This is a genomic window from Erythrobacter sp. (assembly GCF_030066995.1).
In the GTDB taxonomy this organism is placed as follows: domain Bacteria; phylum Pseudomonadota; class Alphaproteobacteria; order Sphingomonadales; family Sphingomonadaceae; genus Erythrobacter.
This window is the reverse complement of the sequence record NZ_JASJAP010000001.1, coordinates 531,807-556,150: the sequence shown is the minus strand read 5'-3', so window position 1 is coordinate 556,150 and position 24,344 is coordinate 531,807. Positions and strand designations below refer to the sequence as shown.

At 61.8% G+C, this 24,344-nt stretch carries 17 protein-coding genes and 2 tRNA genes; 9 read left to right on the top strand and 10 right to left on the bottom strand.

Annotated elements, in window-relative coordinates:
* The first annotated feature begins 45 nt into the window (after positions 1-45).
* Positions 46-122 (top strand) — tRNA-Pro (locus tag QNI87_RS02645).
* A 52-nt stretch (positions 123-174) separates the two neighbouring features.
* Here the strand turns inward: QNI87_RS02645 and QNI87_RS02640 are convergent.
* The 4 genes from QNI87_RS02640 to QNI87_RS02625 form a co-directional block, all read right to left on the bottom strand.
* Positions 175-1,317, bottom strand: coding sequence for a GTP-binding protein (locus QNI87_RS02640; protein WP_300593579.1), 1,143 nt, complete (start codon positions 1,315-1,317; stop codon positions 175-177).
* 51 nt (positions 1,318-1,368) lie between these two features.
* Positions 1,369-2,496, bottom strand: coding sequence for an iron-containing alcohol dehydrogenase (locus tag QNI87_RS02635; RefSeq protein WP_300593577.1), 1,128 nt, complete (start codon positions 2,494-2,496; stop codon positions 1,369-1,371).
* 113 nt (positions 2,497-2,609) lie between these two features.
* The gene (locus QNI87_RS02630; protein WP_300593574.1) at positions 2,610-3,866 is read right to left on the bottom strand and encodes a GTP-binding protein; all 1,257 of its coding nucleotides are present in this window, start codon (positions 3,864-3,866) and stop codon (positions 2,610-2,612) included.
* 117 nt (positions 3,867-3,983) lie between these two features.
* On the bottom strand, positions 3,984-4,505 hold the full coding sequence (locus QNI87_RS02625; protein WP_300593571.1) for a DUF3429 domain-containing protein: 522 nt from the start codon (positions 4,503-4,505) through the stop codon (positions 3,984-3,986).
* A 170-nt stretch (positions 4,506-4,675) separates the two neighbouring features.
* Between QNI87_RS02625 and QNI87_RS02620 the strand changes: the two genes are divergently transcribed.
* A complete protein-coding gene (locus QNI87_RS02620; RefSeq protein ID WP_300593569.1) occupies positions 4,676-6,055 on the top strand; it encodes an AarF/ABC1/UbiB kinase family protein in 1,380 nt (459 codons plus the stop codon).
* Here QNI87_RS02620 and QNI87_RS02615 read toward each other — a convergent pair.
* Positions 6,052-7,863 (bottom strand): DUF885 family protein, encoded by a 1,812-nt coding sequence (locus QNI87_RS02615; protein WP_300593566.1) that lies wholly within the window; start codon positions 7,861-7,863, stop codon positions 6,052-6,054. The two genes, QNI87_RS02620 and QNI87_RS02615, sit on opposite strands and share 4 nt — an antisense overlap.
* Before the next feature lie 92 nt (positions 7,864-7,955).
* Here QNI87_RS02615 and QNI87_RS02610 point away from each other — a divergent pair, with 92 nt between their 5' ends.
* The gene (locus QNI87_RS02610; RefSeq protein ID WP_300593563.1) at positions 7,956-8,444 is read left to right on the top strand and encodes a low molecular weight protein-tyrosine-phosphatase; all 489 of its coding nucleotides are present in this window, start codon (positions 7,956-7,958) and stop codon (positions 8,442-8,444) included.
* A 5-nt stretch (positions 8,445-8,449) separates the two neighbouring features.
* Here the strand turns inward: QNI87_RS02610 and recG are convergent, their stop codons facing one another.
* Positions 8,450-10,513, bottom strand: a complete 2,064-nt coding sequence (recG, locus tag QNI87_RS02605; RefSeq protein ID WP_300593560.1) for an ATP-dependent DNA helicase RecG — start codon at positions 10,511-10,513, stop codon at positions 8,450-8,452.
* A 55-nt stretch (positions 10,514-10,568) separates the two neighbouring features.
* Here recG and QNI87_RS02600 point away from each other — a divergent pair, with 55 nt between their 5' ends.
* The 3 genes from QNI87_RS02600 to QNI87_RS02590 all read left to right on the top strand — a co-directional run bounded on the left by QNI87_RS02600 (position 10,569) and on the right by QNI87_RS02590 (position 15,462).
* Positions 10,569-10,847 (top strand): succinate dehydrogenase assembly factor 2, encoded by a 279-nt coding sequence (locus QNI87_RS02600; protein WP_300595289.1) that lies wholly within the window; start codon positions 10,569-10,571, stop codon positions 10,845-10,847.
* Positions 10,848-10,921: 74 nt separating this feature from the next.
* Positions 10,922-14,416 (top strand): transcription-repair coupling factor, encoded by a 3,495-nt coding sequence (gene mfd / locus QNI87_RS02595; RefSeq protein ID WP_300593557.1) that lies wholly within the window; start codon positions 10,922-10,924, stop codon positions 14,414-14,416.
* A gap of 179 nt (positions 14,417-14,595) precedes the next feature.
* Positions 14,596-15,462, top strand: coding sequence for a sterol desaturase family protein (locus QNI87_RS02590; protein WP_300593554.1), 867 nt, complete (start codon positions 14,596-14,598; stop codon positions 15,460-15,462).
* A gap of 28 nt (positions 15,463-15,490) precedes the next feature.
* On the opposite strand, the gene QNI87_RS02585 is transcribed toward QNI87_RS02590, so the two are convergent.
* Positions 15,491-16,348, bottom strand: coding sequence for an EAL domain-containing protein (locus QNI87_RS02585; protein WP_300593551.1), 858 nt, complete (start codon positions 16,346-16,348; stop codon positions 15,491-15,493).
* Positions 16,349-16,474: 126 nt separating this feature from the next.
* Here QNI87_RS02585 and QNI87_RS02580 point away from each other — a divergent pair, with 126 nt between their 5' ends.
* Both QNI87_RS02580 and QNI87_RS02575 read left to right on the top strand, forming a co-directional pair.
* A complete protein-coding gene (locus QNI87_RS02580) occupies positions 16,475-17,320 on the top strand; it encodes an NAD kinase (RefSeq protein WP_300593548.1) in 846 nt (281 codons plus the stop codon).
* 151 nt (positions 17,321-17,471) lie between these two features.
* Positions 17,472-17,546 (top strand) — tRNA-Asn (locus QNI87_RS02575).
* 51 nt (positions 17,547-17,597) lie between these two features.
* On the opposite strand, the gene QNI87_RS02570 is transcribed toward QNI87_RS02575, so the two are convergent.
* From QNI87_RS02570 to QNI87_RS02560, 3 genes are all read right to left on the bottom strand, one after another.
* The gene (locus QNI87_RS02570) at positions 17,598-18,701 is read right to left on the bottom strand and encodes a tyrosine-protein phosphatase (RefSeq protein ID WP_300593545.1); all 1,104 of its coding nucleotides are present in this window, start codon (positions 18,699-18,701) and stop codon (positions 17,598-17,600) included.
* 22 nt (positions 18,702-18,723) lie between these two features.
* Entirely contained in the window at positions 18,724-21,303 is a 2,580-nt protein-coding gene (locus tag QNI87_RS02565; protein ID WP_300593542.1) for a TonB-dependent receptor, read from the bottom strand.
* 446 nt (positions 21,304-21,749) lie between these two features.
* Positions 21,750-21,923 carry a hypothetical protein gene (locus QNI87_RS02560; RefSeq protein WP_300593539.1) on the bottom strand — a complete coding sequence of 58 codons (174 nt, stop codon included), beginning with the start codon at positions 21,921-21,923 and terminating at the stop codon, positions 21,750-21,752.
* On the opposite strand from QNI87_RS02560, the gene QNI87_RS02555 reads away from it, so the two are divergent.
* Positions 21,914-24,337, top strand: coding sequence for a prolyl oligopeptidase family serine peptidase (locus QNI87_RS02555; RefSeq protein WP_300593536.1), 2,424 nt, complete (start codon positions 21,914-21,916; stop codon positions 24,335-24,337). The genes QNI87_RS02560 and QNI87_RS02555 overlap by 10 nt on opposite strands.
* The last annotated feature ends 7 nt before the right edge of the window (positions 24,338-24,344 follow it).

Below are 24,344 nucleotides of genomic sequence, written 5' to 3'. Positions count from 1 at the left end.
TGCCTCGATCCGCATGGGCGTTTTGGTCAGCGGAGCCGACACGGTCGGGGAGTAGCTCAGCCTGGTAGAGCACTGTCTTCGGGAGGCAGGGGCCGGAGGTTCGAATCCTCTCTCCCCGACCAGTTTTCTTCAACGCACATATGGGCCATGGCCGTGCCCCGTGAACGCGCCGCTTCAGACGGGCAGCGCGCCCTCGGGCCGGTCGATCCGCGCGCTGTCGTGGCGTTGCTTGACGAAATCGAGCATCGCTTCAAGGTCGCTTTGCTCCATGTCGCGCATGATGAAAACGACGCGCGAACGATGATCCTCGGACGGCCATTCGGGCAGCATCGCGGGAGGGTGCCAGATGTGTTGCACGCCATGGATGACCAGCGGCTTGTCCATCCCCTTGAGGTTTATGAGCCCCTTCACGCGCAGCATGTTGACGCCTTTGAGCGTGGTCAGGAGCCCGAACCACTCGTCGAACACCTCGGCCGACAGCGGTTCATCGATGGTCATGCAAACCGACGCGATCCGATCGTCGTGGCGGTTTACGTCATGATGGTGATCGTGCCTGTGCTCATGTTCATGCCCATCATCATGGGAGTGGTCATGGTGATGGTCATGGTGATGGTCGTGCCCGGCGCCATAGGCTTCTTCGTGAAGCCAGTTGAGAACCTGTTCGCCCTTCAATTCAGGGTTGAAACGCGCCCCGCCAAACAGGTCCATCAGCGAGCCGGCCTGATCCGCCACCGAAGCGATCCGCGCCGCCGGGTTGATCGCGCGCAGCCGCTTGGTCAGCGTCGCCAGGGCGCCCGCATCGGCGATATCGGTCTTGCTGATAAGCAGCGTGTCGGCGACCGCGGCCTGCTTGAGCGCTTCGGTCTGCGCGTCGAGCGTGCCATCGCCGTTGACGCCATCGACCAATGTGATGACCTCGGCAAGTTCGTAAGTGTCGATCAGGTGTTGATCGGCCATCACCGTGTGGACAATCGGCGCGGGGTCAGCAAGGCCGGTCGTTTCGATGATGATCCGGTCGAAGGTCGGCTTGCCCCCCTCATCATCTGGCCGAGCGAAGGTCTCGGGCGCTTCTTTGAGCGTCTTCTGCAGATCGCCCTTGATCGTGCAGCACAGACAGCCGCTCGACATTTCGACGACCGTGTCATCCTCGTTGCTGCGCGCGATCAGGTGGTGATCAAGACCGACGGACCCAAACTCGTTAATGATTACCAGAGCTTTGGAAAGCTCTGGTTCCTGGATTAGCTTGTTAAGCAAAGTCGTCTTGCCCGCCCCCAGAAAGCCGGTGAGAAGCGTAACGGGAATGCGTTTACGGCTCATGGCTCGACACTCCTCTTGTGAGCGCTCACAAAGAAAGCGCGTTAACCATTCTTACAGCGAGGATCTGATCATCGCTTCGTAGTCCTGCGCCGACGCACGGCGCGGGTTCGAGCGTGCGGCGAGGTCTTGTTGCGCGTATTCGACCATCTCCGGGATGTCGCTTTCCTCGATCCCCATGGCAGCGAGCCCCGACGGGATTGCGATCCTGGCGTTCATGCCCTCAACAGCCTCGGCAAGGTCAGCGCCCGGCGGCAGACCGATTGCTTCGCGCAGACGGACATATTTGTCCTCGCACACGTCCTGATTGAAGCGCAGCACGGCGGGCAGGAAGACCGCGTTCAAGGTTCCGTGGTGGGGGTTCAAGCGGCGAATCCGGCCCGCGGCGTGGCTCATGGCGTGCACGGCGCCCAGCCCTTTGACGAAAGCCAGCGCGCCCTCGGTCGAGCACATCATCATGTGCCAGCGCGCATCGCGATCCGAACCGTCCTTGACGGCGCGCGGCAGATATTCCCAGCCCCGGCGCAGCCCATCGAGCGCGATGCCTTCAGCCGGCGGGTTCACTTGAGGGGTAAGGAACGCCTCGATGCAATGCGTGATCGCGTCCATGCCGGTCGCAGCGGTCATGCCCGCGGGCAGACCCATCGTAAGCTCCGGATCGCAAATCGCGACCTTCGGGATGAAGTGCGGGCTCGCAAAAGTCATCTTGCGCCCGTCTTCAAGGATAATGACAAAGCCGATCGAGACTTCGCTGCCCGTGCCCGAGGTTGTCGGGACCGCGATGAGGGGGGCAACACCCTTGATCCGCTTCGCACCGCCAACCAGCGGATCGTACTGCTCCAGCGGGCCGCCGCTCACCGCGAGAAGGCCGACCGCCTTGCCGAGATCCATCGACGATCCCCCGCCCAGCGCCACGATCCCGTCGCACCCGTTTTCAGTGTAGAGCTTGAGCGCGTCCTTCACCGCCTCTTCGGTCGGGTTGCCGGGCGTGCCGTCGTAAACCAGCGGCTCGAAATCCGGCCCGATCGCGTCGAGCACCGTCTGCACCACGCCCGCAGCCACCAACCCCGCGTCGGTAGCGATCAACGGCTTGGTGATCCCCTCCTGCGCCAGCATCTTGGGCAGCGTTTCGAGCGCACCAAAGTCGAAATGCGTGGTCGTCAGGTAGGTAAGTGTTGCCATGCTTTTGGATCCCTCTCTCACTGGGCGCGTGTTAGGGCCTCCCGGCGCGCCATGGCAACATCTAACGACGCGCGCCGAATAGGCGGCGGGCGCGGCCTCGCCGCCAGGAGCGCTCAGGCGTCTTCGGTCATGGGCGTCGGCTCACCCCAGACCGGGAAGGGATCTTCGAGAAGCTCCCAGTTTTCGGGCACGAATTCGTTGTCGTCGACGAGGCAGGCTTCGAGCGCGGCGCAGATCTTGTCCTGATCCATATCGATGCCGATGAAAACCATTTCCTGACGGCGATCGCCCCAGGTCTGGTCCCAATGCTTCATCACGAATTCCTCAAAGGTGCCATCGTCGGGCCAGCGGTTCTTGGGTACAGCGGCCCACCAGCGCCCCATTCGACTCACACTCTTTTGCGTCCCGGCAATCGCCAGCTCAGCGAGGAAATCGGGGCGAGTCGCCATCCAGAAATGGCCCTTGGCGCGGATGACCTTGTCGAGGTTGTCGCTGGTAAGGAAGCCATAGAGCTTGGCTGGATCGAACGGTTTGCGCGCGCGGAAGACGAAGCTCTCAACCCCGTATTCCTCGCTTTCGGGGCGGTGGCTTGCGAAGTCGTAAAGCTCCTTGAGCCACAGCGGGTGCTGCTCGGCCTGCTCTTCGTCGTACAGGCCGGTGCCGATTACCTCATCGAGTTCGACCTTGCTGTGATCGGCCTCGATGATCTTCGCATCGCCATTGAGGGAGGCCACCACCTTCTTCACCATCGCGAGCTGCTCGGGCGAGACATCCTTTGCCTTGTTGACGATCACGACGTCGGCAAACTCGATCTGTTCAACAAGCAGGCTCACCAGGCTGCGATCGTCGCCCTCGCCCGCAGTCTCTCCGCGCGCGGAGAGCAGATCGCTGCTCGAATAATCCGCCAGCAGGTTCACCGCGTCGACCACGGTCACCATGGTATCGAGCTGCGCCACATCGCCCAGACTCTCCCCGTCCTCGTCGCGGAAAGAGAAGGTCGCGGCCACCGGCAGCGGCTCGGAAATTCCGGTGCTCTCGATCACGAGATAATCGAAGCGACCATCCTCGGCGAGCGCTCGCACTTCCTTCAGAAGGTCGTCGCGCAGCGTGCAGCAGATGCAGCCATTGGTCATCTCGACCAGCGTTTCTTCCGAGCGCGACAGCGCCGCTTCGCCGCCGCGCACGAGATCGGCGTCGATGTTCACCTCGGACATGTCGTTGACGATCACCGCCACGCGCTTGCCCTCGCGATTGGTGAGGATGTGATTGAGAAGCGTGGTTTTGCCCGCGCCCAGAAAGCCGGACAAGACAGTGACGGGAAGGCGCGCGTCTTTGGGAAGCGCGTTGTTGGGTAAGGCAGGGGCGTTCATGGAGAGCTCCGGAAACAGGGCTGAATGATACCGTGTAACATTAGGGCTTGGAGCGCCGCTCTTCAATGCCCCGCACTTGGCCTTTTCTCACGGGCCGCCAATTTCTCATGGGCCGCGCTAGGTGACTGCGCCTGTGTCCATTGTGGAGTGCGGGTTGACCGGCTGCTCGGGCACTTTGGGCTCCATGGCCCACATCGACACAAAACCCAGCGCAATGGTCAAACCGCCCAGCCCGAGCGAAAGATGCCAGCGCAGGCGCATGAAGTCCGCCGCCGCGTAGCCGAGCGCACGGTCCACCATGGGGCTGAGAGCGAGGAAGGCGCCCAGATAGAGCATGGCGGGGCCCGGCCATTCCCAGCCTTCGAGGTAGGGCAAGAACAGCGCCGCGGCTATGAGGCTGGGAAGGACGGAAATCACGTAAACCGATCCGCTCGCCCCGTCCCGCTCGGATACGGCCTGCCCCCACCAGACACCGCCCAAGAAGCTGAAGATGACCGCTGGATAGACAAAGCCCATGAAGACGGCGGTAAAGCGATAGGGATTGTCGATCCCGACCAGCGCCAGACAGGCGATTTGCGGCAGAAGCCCGGCATAGCCAAGCGCGCGCGCTGCGGGGGTAAGCGAAGTGTGCGAGTTCATTTTGGATCAAGCGCTTGGCCAAAGGCCGGGTTCCCGAAAGCGATCGTTAGCATTCGTTCACGCTCGTTCCTATATCCGACCGTGAGTTCTCATCACGCACGGAACGCAGCGGCGCGCCCGGTGTTGGGACAAGACACGCCTCGCCAACGCATCAAGGATATCGACGATCAGTGGCTCACGACAAGGATGACACCTTCGGCCCCGGCGACGCATCGCGCGAGCGCGCCGTGCCATCGGGGCGCCTGGCGCGCTTCGGCACGTTCGGCCGCCTGGTGGGCGGCGTGGCGGGGGGCATGGCCGCCGAAGGCGCGCGGCGTCTGACCAGTGGGGAGCGCATCTCCACGCGCGACCTGATCCTCACCCCCGGCAATGTTCGTCGGATGACCGACAAGCTCTCGCACCTGCGCGGCGCGGCGATGAAGATGGGGCAGATGATCAGCCTCGATTCCGGTGATTTTCTGCCGCCCGAACTCTCCGACATCCTGGCTCGCCTGCGCGATCAGGCCAATTTCATGCCCACCAAGCAACTCGATATGGTGCTGAGGGAGGAATGGGGCAGCGACTGGCGCAAGCGGTTCAAGTGGTTCAACCCCCGCCCCATCGCCGCTGCCAGCATTGGCCAAGTGCACAAGGCGATGACCCGCGATGGCCAGGAATTGGCGATCAAGGTGCAGTATCCCGGTGTCGCAAAGAGCATCGACAGCGATGTCGACAACGTCATGACCCTGCTCAAGGTTGCGGGCTTTGCGCCGCCCGAACTGGAAATGGACAAGCTGCTGGATGCGGCCAAGCGCCAGCTTCATGAAGAGGCGGACTATCAGCGCGAAGGCGCGCAGATGAAGCTTTATCGAGAGCAACTGGCCGACACGCCCGGATTTGTCGTGCCGCAGCTGCACGAAGACCTCACGCGCGGCTCGATCCTCGCGATGAGCTTTGAAGAAGGCGTTCCGATCGAAAGGCTGGAGGATGAGCCCGCCGAGCGGCGTGACGAAATCTTCGGCAACCTGCTGGAGCTCGTCAGCCGCGAGTTGTTCGACTTCGGCGTGATGCAGACCGATCCCAACTTTGCCAACTTCCGCTATCGCCCGGCGACCGGCGAGCTCATCCTGCTCGATTTCGGGGCCTGCCGCGAGGTCGATCCGGCGGTCTCCAACGGGTACCGGGGCATGCTCAAGGCCGGACTTGAGGGCAATCGTGACGAAGTGCGCGAGGCGACAATCGAAGCGGGCTTCATGATGCCGATCGTGGCGGAAAAGCACCCTCAAAGCGTCAACAAGATGATCGATATCGTCATCGACCAGATGCGCGAGGACAAACCGTTCGACTTTGCCGATCGCGGATTTGTCTACCTGCTGCGCGAAGAGGGCTTTGCCATCGCGCAGGACAAGGACACCTGGGCCTTCCCGCCGATCGAGACGCTGTTCGTGCAGCGCAAGGTCTCGGGCATGGCGCTGTTGGGAACGCGGCTCAAAGCGAAGGTCAACATCCGGCGCATGACCGAAGAAATCCTTGCATCGACCACGCCCATGCCGGTCGAAAGGGCAGCCTAGCCTTCCTCTGCTAGAAGATCGACGTTCGCATCGGTGTCTGCCCTCGTATCCAGAGCCATCTGCTCGGCCCTGATCCAACCATCCATATGCTCTTCGAGCACACTGAGCGGGACCGAGCCATTTTCCAGCACCGCGTCGTGAAAGGCGCGCAGGTCAAAATCGGCGCCCAAAGCCTTTTCCGCCCGCGCGCGCAGGTCGCGGATCTTCAGCTCGCCCACCTTGTAGGCCAGCGCCTGACCCGGCCAGGTGATGTACCGGTTGACCTCGGCGTCGATATTGGCCGCCGACAACGCGGTGTTGGCGAGCATGAAGTCCACCGCCTGTTCCTTCGTCCAGCCCTTCGAATGGATCCCCGTGTCGACCACAAGGCGGCTCGCGCGCCACATTTCGTAGGACAGGCGGCCCATCTGCTTGGCAGGCGTGTCATAGAGACCCATCTCGATCCCGAGCCGCTCGGAATAAAGCCCCCAGCCCTCAACAAAGGCGGTAAAATAAGCGGTGTTGGCGCGAAGCGGATGAAGGTCCATCTCCTGCTGTAGCGAGATCTGCAGATGGTGCCCCGGCACCGCCTCGTGCGCGCTCAGCGCGGGCAGTTCCCACAAGGGACGCTGATCGAGTTTGGTCGTGTTGATCCGATAAACGCCCGAACGCCCCGCCGCGAGGCTGCCCGGCTCGTAATAGGCCGTGGTGGTGCCAGGCGCGTTGGCCGCGGGGATCGGCTTTACCGTATAAGGATTGCGCGGCAGCCGCGTAAAAAGCTGCGGCATAAACCCGTCGATGGTCTTGGCGAGCGCGGCGACGTGCGACACATATTCCTCGGCGTCGGTCATGTAATAGGCCGGGTCGGAGCGCAGATGATCGATATAGGCCTCGCGGCTTTCATAGCCCGCGCTCGCCGCCACCTTGTCCATTTCCGCACGAATGCGCGCGACTTCGGAGAGGCCGAGCCGATGAACCTCGTCCGGCGTAAGCTGCGTGGTGGTGAAGCTCTTCACCCGATGCGCGTAATACGCCGCTCCGCCCGGCGTTTGCGAGACACCGGGCAAGCCATCGCGGCAATTGGGCGCGTATTCCTGCGTGTAGAAGTCGAGCAGCTCGCGGTAGGCGGGCGTCACATCGTCGCTGATCCGCTTGCGCGCCGTGGCTTTCAAGGCCTCCCACCGCTCGGACGAAATCGTCGTGGGGCGTTGGCGCAGGAAAGGCTCCCAGAAAACCGAGCTTTCTGGATCCTCGACCACCAAAGCGGCGATCTTCTGGCCGAACCCCTCCAGCGGCCCACAAGCCTGCGTCATCCCGAGGTCCACCGCTTTGCGACTGCGCTCGATCCCGTTGCGATTGTAGACCGGAAAGGCGGCGAGCCGATCAAGGTAGCTCGCATAATCCGCTTCGGTGAAAAGCGGCGAGCGAAAGGGCAGCGAGGCAAAGCTGGAAAACCACCCGCTATAGGTCGTAAACAGCACAAAGCGCGTCTGGTCGTGCGCTGAGGCCTCGATCTTGTCTTCGAAGTCGCTTTTGACGACGGCGTAATCGATGCGTTCGCTGACGGGCAGCTGGCTTGCATCGATCGCCTGAAGCCGCGCGAGAAAAGCCCGCGTCTGCGCGACCTGGCGCTCATAGGCTTCAAGGCTGAGATCGCCGACCGAGCCATCGCCGCGGCGATCACCCACATTGGTCGCGAGCAGAGGATCATCGTCGAGAGCCTGTTGCCACACCTCCTCGCGCAAGGCGATGAAGTCCTCAAGCGGCCCGGCTTTCACCGGCACCGATAGTGCGGACAGCAAAAGCGCGACACAGGCTAGGAAACGCATGGAATTCTCTCTATCTTGCTGGCGTGGTCAATCGCGCGCGTTTGCCTGTGCCATACAAGACGCGCCTACACCGACAACTGGAAACTCATCCGTTGGAACCTCGCCCCGCTGTCCTGTTCGTGTGTCTCGGCAATATCTGCCGCTCACCTATGGCCGAGGGCGCTTTTCGCAAGGTCGCGGTGAGCGCCGGGCTCGATTGCCTGGCCGATTCCGTGGGCACCGCCTCTTATCACATCGGCGAACCGCCCGATCCACGCGCCATCGCCACCGCGCGCGCCAACGGCGTCGACATCGCTGCGGCGCGCGGGCGGCAGCTTGAGATCGCGGATTTCGAGCGGTTCGGCCACATCTTTGCGCTCGACACGGCCAATCTTGCGGGAATTCGCGTACGCAAGCCGCGCGGCTCGCAAGCGAGGGTTTCGCTGCTGATGGACGCGGTGCCAGGCCGAGCGGGCGAAGCCGTGAAGGATCCCTATTACGGCGATGAGAGCGACTTTCAGGCTGCGTGGGCTGACATCTCGCTGGCGGTGGAACGCGTGGTCGAGTGCCTCAGGGCAGAGGGCGTAGACGCGCGGTTCTGAGCGCTTTACCCACCCCGCAACAATTGCACGCCCCAATCGCGCTCGAACAGGTAGAGCAGGACGCGCGCCGCCTCACCGCGCTGCGACGTTAAGCCACCATCGCGGTCGATCAGCAACCGAGCATCGGCGTGGGCGACGGGAAGCAGGCGCTGCACCTGATCGAGATCCGCGATCCGAAACGCGGCTTCGCCCGATTGGCGTGTGCCGAGAAGCTCGCCGCCGCCGCGCAGTTCGAGATCCTCTTCGGCGATGCGAAAGCCGTCCTGCGTTTCCCGCATCAGCGCCAGCCGCTTGCGCCCGGTTTCGGAGAGTTCATTGCCGCGTAGCAACAGGCAAACCGATTTCTCCGAGCCGCGTCCCACGCGCCCGCGCAATTGGTGCAGTTGGGCAAGGCCGAAGCGTTCGGCCTGTTCGATCACCATCAGCGTAGCCGAGGGTACATCAACGCCAACCTCGATCACCGTCGTTGCCACAAGAAGCTTGGCCTCGCCGCTTGCGAAGCGCTCCATATTGGCGTCCTTGATCTCGGGGCGAAGCTGCCCGTGGACCAGCACCACATCCTCACCAAATCGCTCTTTCAGCGCTGCGTAGCGCGCTTCGGCGGCCGCGATGTCGGCCGTTTCGCTGTCGCGCACCATGGGGCAGACCCAGTACGCCTGCTGGCCGGTCGCAAGGTGGCGTTCGACCCCTGCAACGATGTCCTCCATCCGCTCCTGCGCGACAACGCGCGTGTCGATCGCCTGGCGCCCGGGCGGGAGTTCATCGAGGCGGCTCACATCCATTTCGCCGTATTGCGCCAGCGTCAGCGAGCGCGGGATCGGGGTCGCGGTCATCGCCAGCGTGTGCGGGCTGCGCTTTCCCTTCCCCGCCAGCGCCAGACGCTGCGCGACGCCAAAGCGGTGCTGCTCGTCGATCACTACGAGCCCCAGATCCTTGTAGCTCACCGTCTCCTGAAAGATCGCGTGCGTGCCCACGAGAATGTCGATCGAGCCGTCGAGCAGGCCCATTAAGATACTCTCGCGCTCCTTTCCCTTGGCGCGGCCTGTCAGCAGCGCAACCTCAACGCCGGTCGGCGCAGCCATCGCGCGCAAGGTCTCGAAATGCTGGCGCGCGAGAATCTCTGTGGGGGCGAGCAAGGCGGCCTGTTTGCCGGCCTCGCAAGCGATCAGCATCGCCGCCAAGGCCACGACGGTCTTGCCCGCGCCAACATCGCCTTGAAGCAGCCGCAGCATCGGTGCCTCTTGCCGGAGATCGCCTTCGATCTCGGCGATCGAGCGTTCTTGCGCTCCGGTCATCTTGAACGGCAGGTCGAGCTTGGCTCGCAGCGACCCGTCGCCAGCGAGCGCCTGCCCCTTGCGACGGCGGCTGTCCGCCTTGACCAAAAGGAGCGCGAGGCTGTTGGCCAGCAATTCATCGTAAGCCAGCCGCTCGCGCGCTTTTTCGCTGGGGGCGCGATGGGCGGATTTGAGGGCCTGGCTCCAGATCGGCCAATCCTGCTTGGCGAACTGTCCTGGTTCAATCCATTCCGGCAGGTCGGGAAGACGGCCCAGGGACTGCTCCACCAATGCGGTGAGGCGCGGCTGGGTCAGGCCTTCGGAAAGGCGATACACCGGTTCACTCACACGTCCCATAAGGGTAGAGCTTTCCGTCTCGACGTGGTCCGGGTGAACGATCTGCAACATGTCGCCATATCGATCGAGACGGCCCGCGACCCAGCGCTTCTCACCCACGGGGAGCTGCTTCTTCGCGGTGTAGGACGCGCGCCCGAAATACGTCAGCGCAGCGATATTGCCCGCCTCGTCCTGCGCCAGAACGCGGTATGGTCCGCGCCCCGGATTGCGCGCCGCGCGGTGTTCGGTGGGGGTCAGCGCGACAATCACCTGTTCGCCCTCCCCGCCCTCGTCGAGAGTGGCAATCGCGCGGCGGCTCACGAACCTTTCAGGAAGGTGGTAGGCGATGTCCTTGATTGTGTTCAGCCCGAGCTTCGCAAGCGGCTTCGCCAGCTTCGGCCCAACGCCGTCTAGCGACTTCGCGTCAGCAAATAGGGGGTTGAGAATGGCCGGGCGCATGCGCTTCTCCTATACCCGCTTGAACGCGTGGGGCGAGTGCCTTACCTGCCCGCAGATGACCGATATGCCCACTTTCGAAGAGCGGTTGGCGCGCGCCAAGTTCCGCGCCTGGCACCGCGGCACGCGCGAGGCCGACTACATGATCGGCGGTTTTTTCGACGCCTACGCCTCGACCTGGGGCGAAAGGGAGCTCGATTGGTTTGAAGACCTGCTCGCCGAGGACGACGTCGATATCATGGCCTGGGCGCTGAAGACACAAAATGTGCCCGAGAGGTTTGCCGGCGCTCAGATCGAGGCGATGATGAAGCTCGATTACGTGGATATTCCGCGCTAACCGGCACGCGATGTCCGCCGATTCACAGCCCCGTGCGGGAACGCGCGGGGCCTTTGCCGTTTGAGTACCCATTGATGCCTGATCTGTCCCGCATCCTTTCTGCTGACGCGCCGCTGACGCTATCCTCGTTGCCGCGCAGCGCCGTGGCGCTGGTGCTGGCCGACCTTGCGCGCGCCGCCAGACAGAGGGCGGTGTTCATAGCGCCTGACGAAGCGGCCATGCATTCCACCGCCGAAGCTGCGCGCTTCTTTGCGCCTGAGGTCGAGGTGCTGGAGTTTCCGGCGTGGGACTGCCTGCCTTTTGACCGCGCCTCGCCCGCTTTGTCGGTCAGCGCCGCGCGCCTTTCTGCGTTGTTCAAGCTTCAGCGTCCGGCGGCGGGTTCGCAATTGCTCGTCACCACCGTCAACGCCGCGCTTCAGCGTGTGCTCACCCCGTTTCGGGTGCGCGAAAACGCGCTGGCCTTCAAACCAGGCAAGACCATCGAGCGCGACAGCCTTGCTGCGCTGCTTACCCGTCAGGGCTATTCGCGCAGCGACACCGTGGTCGATCACGGCGAGTTCGCGGTGCGCGGCTCGATTGTCGACATCTTCCCCTCCTCGCTCGACGAAGGCCTCCGGCTCGATTTCTTCGGCGACGAGCTTGAGAGCCTGCGCCTGTTCGATCCGACCAGCCAGCGCTCGACCGGGCGCCTGGCGGATCATCTGCTGCTGCCCGCGTCCGAGGCGCTGCTCGATGAAGAAACGATCAAGCGCTTTCGCAGCCGCTATCGCGAATTGTTCGGCGCAAGCGCTACGCAAGACCCGCTCTACGAGGCGGTGAGCGATGGACGCCGTTTTGCTGGGATGGAGCATTGGCTGCCGCTTTTCGAAGAGCGTCTGGCGTCCCTGTTCGATCACCTTACCCCGGACGATGTGGTGGTGATCGACCAATCGGCGTTGGGTGCGGTCGATGAGCGATTGTCCGATATCGGCGACTATCACGACCAGCGCGCTGCCTTGGCGGGTGAGAAAACCGGAAGCTACCGCCCGCTGGGCACCGAGGCGCTGTATCTGGGCGAGAGCGAGTTCGCCGACGCTCTGACGACCGCCAGGGCGCACAGGACGAGCGTCTTCGCCGCCCCCGCAAGCGACACCAATCTCGATTTCGGTTTCAAGGCGGCGCGCGATTTTGCACCCGAGCGCACGCGCAGTGAGAACGTCTACGAAGCCGCCGCCAAGCATTTCAAGACCATCGCCAAGTCGGGCCACAAGCCGCTTTTCGCCGCTTATTCGCAAGGCTCGGCTAAGCGCATCGCCTCGATCCTTGAGGAAGCGGGATGCCCGACCATCCAGGCCGACACCTGGCAGGAAGCGTTGGGAGCGTCGGCCAAGGGCTCAACGGCGGCGATGGTCCTGCCGCTCGAAGCGGGCTTTGCCAACGACAACCTTGAAATCCTGACCGAGCAGGACGTGCTCGGTGACCGGCTGGTGCGCCGCAAAAAGAAGCGCAAGGATTCCGATGCGTTCCTCGCCGAGCTGCAAGCGCTCGCGCGAGGCGACCTGGTGGTCCATGTCGAGCACGGCATCGGCAAATATCTCGGCCTTGATCCCGTCAGTGTGGGCAAGAGCCAGCACGATTGCGTCGCGCTCGAATACCATGGGGGCGACAAGCTCTTCATCCCGGTGGAGAACATCGACGTCCTCTCGCGCTACGGCAGCAGCGAAGAAGCCGTCCCGCTTGACCGGCTGGGCGGAGAAGCCTGGCAGAAACGCCGCGCGCGCCTCAAGGAACGCATCACCGCGATCGCCGGCGAATTGATGAAAGTCGCCGCGGAACGCGCGCTCAAGAAAGCGCCGGTTTTCGAAGTGGAAGAAGCGAGTTTCAATCAGTTCGTCGACCGATTCCCGTGGGAGGAGACCGACGATCAGGATGCCGCCATCACCGATGTTCTGCGCGATCTGGAAAGCGGCAAGCCGATGGACCGACTTGTCTGCGGCGACGTCGGCTTTGGTAAGACCGAAGTGGCCTTGCGCGCGGCGTTCGTCGCCGCGATGGGCGGACAACAGGTTGCCATCGTTGCGCCCACCACCCTGCTCGCGCGCCAGCATTACCAGAACTTTGCCGAGCGGTTTGCGGGCTTCCCACTCAAGGTCGGTCGCCTTTCACGGCTCGTCTCCTCCAGGGAAGCCGCCGAAACCCGAGAGGGGCTGGCCAACGGCACGGTCGATCTTGTGATCGGCACGCACGCGATCCTCTCGAAATCGACCGAGTTCAAGAATCTCGGCCTAGTGATCGTTGACGAAGAGCAGCGCTTTGGCGTCACGCACAAAGAGAAGCTGAAGCAGCTGCGCGCCGATGTTCACATTCTGACCCTCACCGCAACGCCGATACCGCGCACGCTGCAAATGGCGATGACGGGCCTGCGCGAGCTTTCCACGATCCAGACACCCCCGGTCGATCGCCTCGCGGTGCGCACCTACGTGATGGAGTGGGACGACATGGTGATGCGCGAGGCGCTGCTGCGCGAACACCATCGCGGCGGGCAGAGCTTCATCGTCGTCCCGCGGATTTCCGACATGGAACCGCTTGAGGAATGGCTGCGCGAGAACGTGCCCGAGGTGAAGACCGTCTCCGCCCACGGCCAAATGGGCGCGGGCGAAGTCGAGGAGCGCATGAGCGCGTTCTACGACAAGAAATACGACGTCCTGCTGTCGACCACCATCGTGGAAAGCGGGCTCGATATTCCGAGCGCCAACACGATCATCATCCACCGCGCCGATCGCTTTGGCCTCGCCCAGCTCTACCAGTTGCGCGGGCGTGTGGGCCGTTCGAAGATCCGCGCTTACGCTTATCTGACCACTCCCGCCGACACGCAACTTTCCGAAGTGGCGGAGAAGCGCCTCAAGGTGCTGGGCGACCTCGATTCGCTCGGCGCCGGCTTCCAGCTTGCAAGCCACGATCTCGACATTCGCGGCGCTGGCAACCTTCTGGGCGACGAGCAATCGGGCCACATCCGTGAAGTGGGCTTCGAACTTTATCAGTCGATGCTGGAGGACGCGATCATGGCGGCCAAGGCGGGCGAGATGGGGCTGGAGGCAGCCAAGGACAAATTCTCACCGCAGATCACGGTCGACGCGCCGATCATGATCCCCGAGGACTATGTGCCCGATCTTGCGGTGCGCATGGCGCTGTATCGCCGCCTCAACCAGGCGCAGGACAAGGCGGAAATCGAGAGCCTTGCAGCAGAGATGATCGACCGGTTCGGCGACCTCCCGGCACCGACGCAAAACCTTGTCCGCCTGATCGAAATCAAGCATCAGGCGATCGAGGCCAACATCGCCAAGATCGATGTCGGCGCGCGCGGGACGCTGGTGACGTTCCACAATGATGACTTCCCCGATGGTCCGGGCCTTGTTGCTTATGTCGACAAGCTGAAAGGCACCGCCAAATTGCGCCCCGACATGAAGCTTGTCATCAACCGGGCCTGGGGCGACCCGCAGAGCCGCCTCAACGGGCTGTTTCAACTCACCAAGGGGCTGAGCGGGATCGTCAGAAAGGCGCAGCGCGCCAGGCGCAAGGAGGCGGCGTGATCGGGCAACCCTGCCGCATACGGGCGGCGGGCATGGGCGCGCCTGTCAACGCCGATGATGAGGATTGCGCTCGAACAGGCCCTTTCGCTCGCATCATATTTTGATATCCCTTCGTAATACTCTTGAGCGCAGCGCGATCTTGCTGCACGCTGCGCGATCTGAGCTCTTGGGATTACACTATGAAACAGGCCCTCTTCGATCATCTTCCCCCTGCCACCGTGTTCGGCATCTGGGCGGTCTTCGGTCTCGCCCCGGCTGAATGGCTTGAAGCGGGCTGGCTTTTCCCGGCGGTCGCGTTTGGCTCGATGTTCTTCATCCAGCTGATGGAACTGGTCCACGAGCGGCACGAAGGCTGGCGGATCAACGGCAAGGAGCTGATGACCGACATCTTCTATATGGTGCTTGTGATCTTCGTGATCGGCGCGCTGAGCGAGACCTATGTCGATGGCGGCCTGGCGCAGTTGAAAGAAAGCTGGGGTATTGCAACGCCCTGGATCATGCAATTGCCCTTCCTTGTGCAGGTCCTGATGGTCATGCTGATCTTCGAGTTCGGGCAGTATTGGATGCACCGCGCGATGCACAATAACGATGTCCTGTGGTCCACGCATGCCCCGCACCATCACATCACGCAGTTGAACGCGCTCAAGGGCTTTGTTGGCAATCCGATCGAGCTGTTCTTGATCGGACTCAGCGTGATCGCGCTGTTCGACTTCGATCTGAACGCGCTGCTCGCCGCGTTTCTCTCGCTGGGTGCAATTGCGCAGTTCGCCCACGCCAACATCAAATCGAACCCGCCCGCATGGTTCGGGTTCTTCTTTACCACGATCCGCCATCACAGCCTGCATCACACCGCGCTCAGCTATGAGGATACGCGCTGCAATTACGGCAATTCGGTTATCTTGTGGGATCGGGTGTTCGGCACCTTCAAGGAGGGCGAATCCGAAATCGTGGGGCAGGACGATCGTCGGCGCCTCTCGATCAAGGAACAGTTCCTGTTTCCGATCACCTTCTTTCAGAACAAATGGCGCGAAAGGGCGGCGGAGTAATCGCCCCGGCCGCTGGCCAATCCTCGCTTCACCCGTGCCCGCGACCGCGCGCCGTCTGCGCGAGTTCGACAACGCTTTCAGAGGGCATTGGTACAGCGCGCAAGAAACCCTGCCAGCAATCACACCCCTCTGCGGTGACGGCAGCGCGCTGGATCTCGCTTTCGATGCCCTCGGCGTAGATGGCGAGGTCCAGAGCCCGACCAAGCTCCGTTATCGCCCGCAATATCGCCAGGGCTTTGGCGTCGTTTGGCACGTCATCAACCATCACCTTGTCGAGCTTGAGCGCGTCCAAAGGCAGGTCGCGCAGGTAGCGAAAATTGCAAAAGCCAGCACCGAAATCATCAAGCGCGGTGCGAAACCCGAGACTGCGCAACGCGTTGAGCGCGCTCTTGGCCAGCTCAAGGTTTCGGAGCAACAGATCTTCGGTGATTTCCAGCATCAGACGCTGCGGCGCAAGCGAACTCGTGCCGATAAGGGTCGCGAAATCGGACGCAAAGCGCGGATCGCCCAATTCTTCGGGCGTAATGTTGAGCGAAAGGGAAAGCTCCACCGGCCAGCGCGCGGCGTCTTCGAGCGCGCGCGCAACGATATGACGCGACAATGGGGCGACCAGCGCCGCGCGCTCGGCGATCGCAAACAGATCGCGCGCGCCGATTTCGCCCAGCGTGGGGTGCCGCCAGCGCGCCAGCGCTTCGGCCCCGACGACCGCCCCGGTCGCACAGGAAAACTGAGGCTGGAACAGCACCTCGATCTCGCGACGGTCGAGCGCGCTCAACAGGTCACCTTCGAGCGCGGCGGGTTTGACGCCGGGCACGTTTCCGCGTGCGGCGTTCTCGCCAGACCCGCGCAGGCTGGTCGTGAAAGGGGGGGGGTTGTGCGACTCCATGGCGTCTCCCTTTAGCCACGTTTTCTCGTCGAAGCGCGCCAATTGCAATCCGGCCAGATTTGGAACATCAGGAAAACTTGCTAAGGCGTTGAGCCGGATAGGCCCGCTCGGTGGGGAAATGGCGAGATGGACACCTCACACGCAATAGACACCGCACGCGCGCCAGAGCGCAACGATAATAAGGAAGATGCGCCGTCGTTCGAGCGGATTGCCCTGCTCGCATCGGAAACGCCGCGCGCACAGGAGGCGCGCGAACATCTGGCGGCCCAGGGTGACTGGGCGCCACTCGACGAAGCCGATGTCGTGGTTGTGCTGGGCGGCGATGGGTTCATGCTCCAGACCCTGCACGCCATGCTCGATGTCGGCCGCATCGTGCCTGCATATGGCATGAACCTTGGTACGGTCGGCTTCCTGATGAACCGCTACGACAAGCGCGCCTCGCTGCAAAAGCGCCTGCGTCGCACTAAGCGCAAGGCCATCGCCCCGCTGCGTATGCACGCGACGACGCAAGGGGGGGAAGAGCACGCCTTGTGGGCGATCAACGAGGTGTCACTCCTGCGCGAAACCCGCCAGACCGCCTGGATTGAAGTGACGGTGGGCAGCCGGGTGCGGATCAAGAAGCTTGTGGGCGACGGCGTCCTTGTGGCCACGCCGGCGGGCTCGACCGCTTACAATCTCTCTGCGAACGGCCCGATCCTGCCGCTTGACAGTGAGATGCTGGCGCTGACCCCGATCAGCCCGTTTCGCCCGCGCCGCTGGAAGGGGGCGATCCTCCCGGACCGGATGAAAATCGGTCTCAAAGTGCTCGATCCCGTCAAGCGACCGGTTTCGGCCGTGGCCGATCAGAAGGAGCTGCGCGATATCGCCGAGGTGACACTGGCCATCGCGCACGACACCGAGCTCATTTTGCTGTTCGACCCCGGCCAGTCGCTCGAAGAGCGTATCGTCGCTGAGCAATTCAAGACCGAGTAAAGGCACCAGCCGGGTCGACCCGCGCGGCGAGCACTGCGCCTCGGCCGGCTCATTACACTTGGTTAAAATAGCTCGACAAACCCCTTGCCAAGCGAAACGCTCAACCATATACGCCCGGCTTCGCACTCGGAGAGAAACCCGCACGTGCTGCTCCCCGATAGCTCAGCGGTAGAGTAGGTGACTGTTAATCACTTGGTCGTTGGTTCGAATCCAACTCGGGGAGCCATTTCTTCATTGCTTTTCTGTCAGGCGAGGCACCGTGCCTCAGGTGAGCGGTTCACTCGATTAACTGCTCCCGGATTGCAGCCAATTCCCGATCGGTGACGTCGAATTCGGTCTGGATGTAGGCGAGAACAGATCCGTGTTCTTGCGTCATCGCGTCGAGTGTGGCCTCAATATAAATCGGGTTCGATTCCATCAGCGGCGCGACCTTTTCGGGTGGCAGCTTCATGAGAAAAGCATAGGGGCCATCCTCGCCGCGCTCGCGCGCCTCGGGATCGAGAAACTCGGCCATGTAATCGACGTAGTCATCCGACAGCGCGTAATCGGCGACGACCGTCTCGCGCGGCACGCCAAGAGCCGTGAGCAGCATCGCGGCAGCCGTTCCCGCCCGATCCTTGCCCGCCGAACAATTGAAGGCCAGCGGGATGTTCCCGGCGGCCAGCTGGTCGAACATGGCGGTGTAGCCTTCATCCTCGCGCACCGCGATGTCGGGGTATCCCTTGGCCATAGCGTTGCGCACGTCGTCTGGCGTCGCTTCCGGATCCATCAGCGGAGCAAACATCGCGCGCTCCGAGCCATCTTCTGGCGGAGGCGCAAAGGTCAGATAGTCAATCTCCCCCGCCCGCCAGTCGGTAGGTTCCGCTTCGCGCTCATCCGCCTCACGAAAGTCGCACACCGTGGTAACGCCCAGATCGGAAAGGTATTCGTAATCGCCATCTGTGAGGTTCGCCATGACGCCCGAACGGTAGACGCGGCCCCATTTGACCGTCCTGCCGTCTTTGGTCTCATAGCCCCCGATATCGCGAAAATTTCGCCCGCCTTCCAGCGGCAGAAGGCGAACCGCGACGCGCTCTTGTTCGCCGCTATCGGCGCTTAGCAGAAAATAACGGCGCTCGGCCTCGCCTGTGGCGCTCCAGGCGGCTTTGCCGCCGTCGAACTCGCCGATCACCTCGCCTTCGCCCTTGGCAAAGCCCGGATCAGCCGACACTTCGATCGTCACCGATGCGCCGCCATCCCAGGTAATGGTGTAATCGTTGGGCGTATTGCCGTGTTCGGCGACCACCGATCCGATGGTCCCCGCCGCATCGGCCTTGTTCGCTTGTTCGTTGCAGGCGGCAAGGCTCAGGGCAAGCGCCGCGCAAGTCATCATTAGACGCATTGTGGGTCTCCCTTTTATAAGATCAGTAATCGATGCGAACACCGAAGAGATAGCGCGCGCCATACCCTTCGACCTGGTTCGGCGTGCGCGGCGTGTTCGTGTATCGCACGTCCACCGCGTTGGTGAGGTTGTTGGCATCGGCAAACAGCGTCACCGCTGCGTCGCCCAAAACATCGGTAAATGTGTAGCGGATTGACGCGTCGAGACGCTCCTGAGCGTTCCAGAACACATCGTTGCCCTCGCTTTCGGTCTCGTCGAGCCAATCATCGCGATAGGTGTAGCTGAGGCGTGTCGACAGCCCGAAACGCTCGAAGAACACCGAGCCATTAAACAGGAAGTCCGACGTGCCCGGCAGGCGCAAATCGCGCGCCGCGCGCCCATCCAACGCGGGTATGGTGAAGCGGCTGTCAAGGACCGTGGCCGAGGTTTCAATCCCGAAGCCACCAAGGAAGCTATCGGTAAAACTGGAGGCACGACCGGTGAAGGTCACTTCCACCCCGAACAGCTCTCCATCCTCTCCATTGGCAAAGCTGATGAAGTTGCCCGAACGTCCGGCAGGAATGTTCGGATCGAAAACGCTGATGTCGTCGAAGAAGGTCTGCTCTGCGTAGATTACGTTATCTATGAAGCGGGCGAAGGCCGCGACCGCAAACAGGCTGCCCTCGTCGAAATAATATTCAAAACTGAGGTCCCCGCCCCAGGCTGTTTCGGCTTCAAGGTCAGGATTACCTCCCGTGACATTGACGAGACCACCAGAGGCCAGAGCCGTCGCGTCCACCGCAATCGAAGCGCGGCTTTCGACGTAGGTCGGGCGGTTAACGCCCGTGGAAACGGAAGCGCGAAAGACTGCGTTTTCATCGATGTCGAAATTGGCATGAACGCTTGGGAGAAAATTGACGTAATCGCGGCTAGCGACTACCGGCGAGATCACGACCGATCCGTCGTCGGCTTCGAACGCGCTGTTCCCGCTTGATGTGAAGTCGGTGAATTCGACGCGTCCACCGACGACAAGTGAGCCCCAGTCGAACTCGCTGGTGAGCATGGCGTAGGCGGAATAGATATCCTCCTCGATACCGATCAGCAGGTCGGCCGGCACTTCGGCATTCAGATCGACGCCCGACGCGCTCAGCGCATCGACAACCCCCTCATTGTCGAAGATCGTCCCGTTAATGGTGTTATTGAAGTCGCTCGGCCAAAGCTCGCCGGTGTCAAACACACTGTAATCGAAGCCAGCCGGCGGAAACGCCGTGCCGACAACGGTGTCGAAACCGGTCGCATCTCGAGTGTCGTATTTCGCGCCGAATTTGAGTGTGGACGCGTGGCCGAAGAGCTCCACATCGCCTGTCAGGTCAGCTTTGAACTGATAGGCGTCGATATCGAGCTCTGAGACAACTGGCAGGATCAACTCAAAGAAATAATCGACGTCGCCAATCGAAATGGAATCGCCGCTGGAGGCATCGAAGAGATTGAGAACGGGATCCTCGACGTCGGTGAAATCGAAGTTGCCGCCCGCGCTGCCAGCGGTGCTGAACGGGATGATGAGATCAACGCTGCTACGGGTTTCCGTGTAGTTACCACGCAGCTCAAGCAACCAGTCACCCGATGTGAAATCAGCGCCTAGCGTGTTCGTGAAGGTCGAGTTCTGATAGCGCCCGTCCTGCAGCAACCGAGTGACGCCCAAGGAAGGATCGGTGCCGATCGCGTCAGGCTCTACAGGGTCGGTCAAATCGAAGTTGTACTGGTTGCGCAGTTCATCATCGATGAATTCACTGTAGATCGACGATACGAACAGTCGCGACAGCGCGCCATCGCCGCGGTATTCCAAGCGGCCGCCATAGGCGTTGTCCTGGCGCTCAACCAGATAGTTACGAAATTCGACTGTCGCGATGTCACCATCGACAACATCGAACTCCCGATTGTCCGTGGTTTGATCGCGACCGTTATGCGAACCAAAGACCACAAGGCCGATAGTATCGTTCGACCAGGACAAACGCCCATTATAGCGCTCCACCTGTCCATCGCCGAGCTCTTGAACGCCAAGGCCGCCCTCGACCGAGACATGCAGGCCATCTCGCGCGAAGGGGTCGAAAGTGATCATGTTGATGAAGCCCGACACGGCTTCGCCCGGCATGTCCGGCGTAATCGCCTTATTTGCTTCGACCGCGCTCACAATGGTGGCCGGGAAACTGTCAAAGCGCGGGATACGTCCGTTTTCAGCTCCCGGAATGTCGATCCCGTCAAAGGCGATGGCCGTAAACCGGAACGGCGCGCCACGGAAATTAACGAACCGCGCTTGCCCCTGGTCGCGCTCGACCGCAACGCCAGGCAGACGGTTAAGCGCGTCTGCCAGGTTCTGGTCTGGAAACCGTCCAATCGTGTCCGATGATATGACATCGACGACGTTCGGGGCCTTACGCTTGATCTCAAGCGCGGCGTCAAGACTGTCAGCGATGGGCGTCGCGGTGACGACGATGGTGTTGCCCTCGCCTTCCGCTTCGTCGGGCGCGTCATAATCTTGCGCCAACGCCGAATAAGGGACCATGAAGCACACCCCGGCAAACAACGCAGCGCGCAACGACGTCTTTAAAGAATGGTAAGCCATGAAGAGTTCCCCTGATTTTGCCGTGCAACAGGGACTGCGCTAATGGCCTATGATTATCGTTCCGGGTCCGCGCGGCGTCAGTTTAAAGGCGCTCATGGCGCGGATTTAATCCGGCCGTAACCTACCGCTCGGAACGGCATGGGATTGTTGTTTTTTTCAGCCAGCTATGGAGGTGTGCGACTCCCGACACACCGGCGAATTATTGGATCAGATGCGGCAAAATGTTGCCTTCTTCGATAGGCAAGCGCGGTCAGAGGAAGCCGTGGACAACGAATTTCGCCGAATGCTTCAGGTTGGGGACCTTCTCGCGATAGTCCAGTTACAATTGCGACAACCGCGCGAATGATCAAAGCGCCTGAACAGTTCAGCGCTGCTAACAACATGTAGCCCGCTTGCACCCCAACATTCCAGACACAGCCATTAGAAGAACAATCTCCAACGGCGCCTCATGCGGAATCTTCGCCAAGAATTTCAAGATCGAGCGCTTTGAAGACCAGTTTGCCGATCGCAAGCCGCTTGAACCTGATTTCGCAGGTTTTCTTCAGCGAAACACCTTGATGTGGCGCGGTTAAGCGTTCTAAATCTTCCCTTCTCAGGGGAGATTGTTTCCATGCGTTCATTGATTGCCAGCACCACCGCGCTCGCCCTGGTCATCGGGATTGGTCCAATCGCGCCCGTATCCGCGCAGGAGGGCTACCAGACCCCACCCGACAATGTGACCGACATAGTCACACGCCCGCCCAGCCCGCGGGTCTCTGTCTCGCCGAATAACGACCTGATCCTTCTGATGGAGCGCGAGGCGCTGCCGCCGGTTTCCGAACTTGCCAAACCGATGGAAAAACTCGCAGGCCTGCGCCTCGACGCGGCCATCAATGACCGCCACGGCACGCGCGCTTTTGTCGGACTGACCCTTCAGGACGTGGCAAGCGGAGAAACACGCCGGATCGCGCTTCCCGAAAACGCCGATATCGCCGATGTTGAATGGTCGGTCGACGGTTCGAAGGTCGTCTTCACCAACACCCGCACAAATGGGATGGACCTGCATGTGCTCGACACGGCTACAGGGGAGGTAGCGACCCTGATGACCGGCGGGCTCAATCCCGTTTTTCAGTCGCCAACATGGATGCCGGATGGATCGCTTATGGTCCTTACAATTCCCGAAGACCGCGGGGAAAGGCCGACGCGTTCGCTCACGCCCACGGGTCCGGCCATACAGGATGCGAGCGGCGGCGAAGAGGCCCAAACGCGCACTTACCAAGATCTGCTAAAGGACCCGCACGACGAGGCCATGTTTCAGTGGCTCGCCACCAGCCAACCGGTCATCATGGACGCCGATGGGGGCAATCAGCGCGCCGTGGGGGCTCCGCGCATCTACACATCGGTGATCGCCTCGCCCAATGGCGAATACCTTCAGATGGAATGGCTTAGCGAGCCATTTTCCTATCAAGTGCCGTGGTATCGCTTTCCGAGAACGACCGCTGTCTCCACCAAAGACGGCGAGATGGTGAAGACCCTTGCTCAGCAGCCGCTGGCGGACGCTCTGCCCGTGCAGGGTGTGATTACGGGGCCGCGCAACATCGCCTGGCATCCGACCGAGGAGGCGATGCTGATGTGGGCCGAGGCGCAGGATGGAGGAGACCCGCGCGTCGAGACCGACAATCGCGACAATCTGGTGGGTCTGGCCGCTCCTTTTGATGGCAAACCGACCCTTCTGGCCCGGCTCGAAGACCGCGCTTCGGGTGCGCTGGGTGTTGAAGGGTCCGACGACCTCATCGTCTACGAGTACGATCGCGACACGCGCGAGCTGCGCCAGACGCTGGTTGACGTAAAGGACGGTTCAGAGCCGCGCCAGATTAACCTGCGCAACATTCAAGATGCGTACAGCGATCCGGGAAGCCCGCTGACGACACTCACCAAACAAGGCTTTCCGGTGGCGCGATTTGCCGATGGCAAGCTGCTCTTGAGCGGTTCGGGCGCGACGCCGGAGGGCCTGCGCCCATTCCTGCGCCGCTTTGACCTTGCAACGCTTGAAACCGAGGAAATCTGGCGCAATTCCGGCGAGCAACTGGAATCGGTCATCGATGTCGTTTCCGATAGTGGCAGCGCGTTTCTGACCTATTACGAAAGCCCGACCAATCCCGGCAATGTAAGGCTGCACACCGAAGGTGGGGAGCGCTTCCTTACCGCCTTTCCCGACCCGCATCCCGAACTTACCGGGATCAAGCGCGAACTGGTGACGTACAGCCGCGAAGACGGCGTGGAGCTCACCGCAACGCTCTATTTGCCACCAAACCATGTCGAAGGCGAAAAGGTGCCGGTCGTGGTCTGGGCCTATCCGCGCGAATTCAACGACGCGGCGACGGCCAGCCAGAACCGCGATTCGCCGTATCGCTTCACCCGCATTGGTGGATATTCGCACCTGTTCTTCCTTACCCAAGGCTACGCTGTCCTTGACCGCGCGGCGATGCCGGTCGTGGGATCGGACCCGGAAACCGTCAACGACACCTTCATCGAGCAAATCGTCGCCAGCGCACGGGCGGCGGTCGATTTCACCGTCGAGCGAGGCTTTGGCGATGGGGAGCGCGTGGGCGTGGGCGGCCATAGTTACGGCGCGTTCATGACCGCGCACCTTCTTGCGCAAAGCGACATCTTCAAGGCCGGTATTGCGCGCTCGGGCGCCTATAATCGCACGCTCACCCCGTTCGGTTTCCAAGCGGAGCGCCGGGTGTTCTGGGATACGCCGGAGACCTACTACAAGCTCAGCCCGTTCATGGCGGCGGACAAAATCAAAGAACCGATCCTGTTGATCCACGGCAAGAACGACAACAATTCCGGGACCTTCCCGCAACAATCCGAACGCATGTTTGCTGCGATCAAGGGCACGGGAGGTACGGCGCGCCTGGTTATGCTCCCGCACGAATCGCACGGCTATCGCGGGCGAGAGTCGGTGCTGCACACGCTTGCCGAGATGCTCGACTGGTTCGACGCGAATGTGAAGAACGCGGAACGGAACGACGAGACCGAACCGGACTAAAGCAATC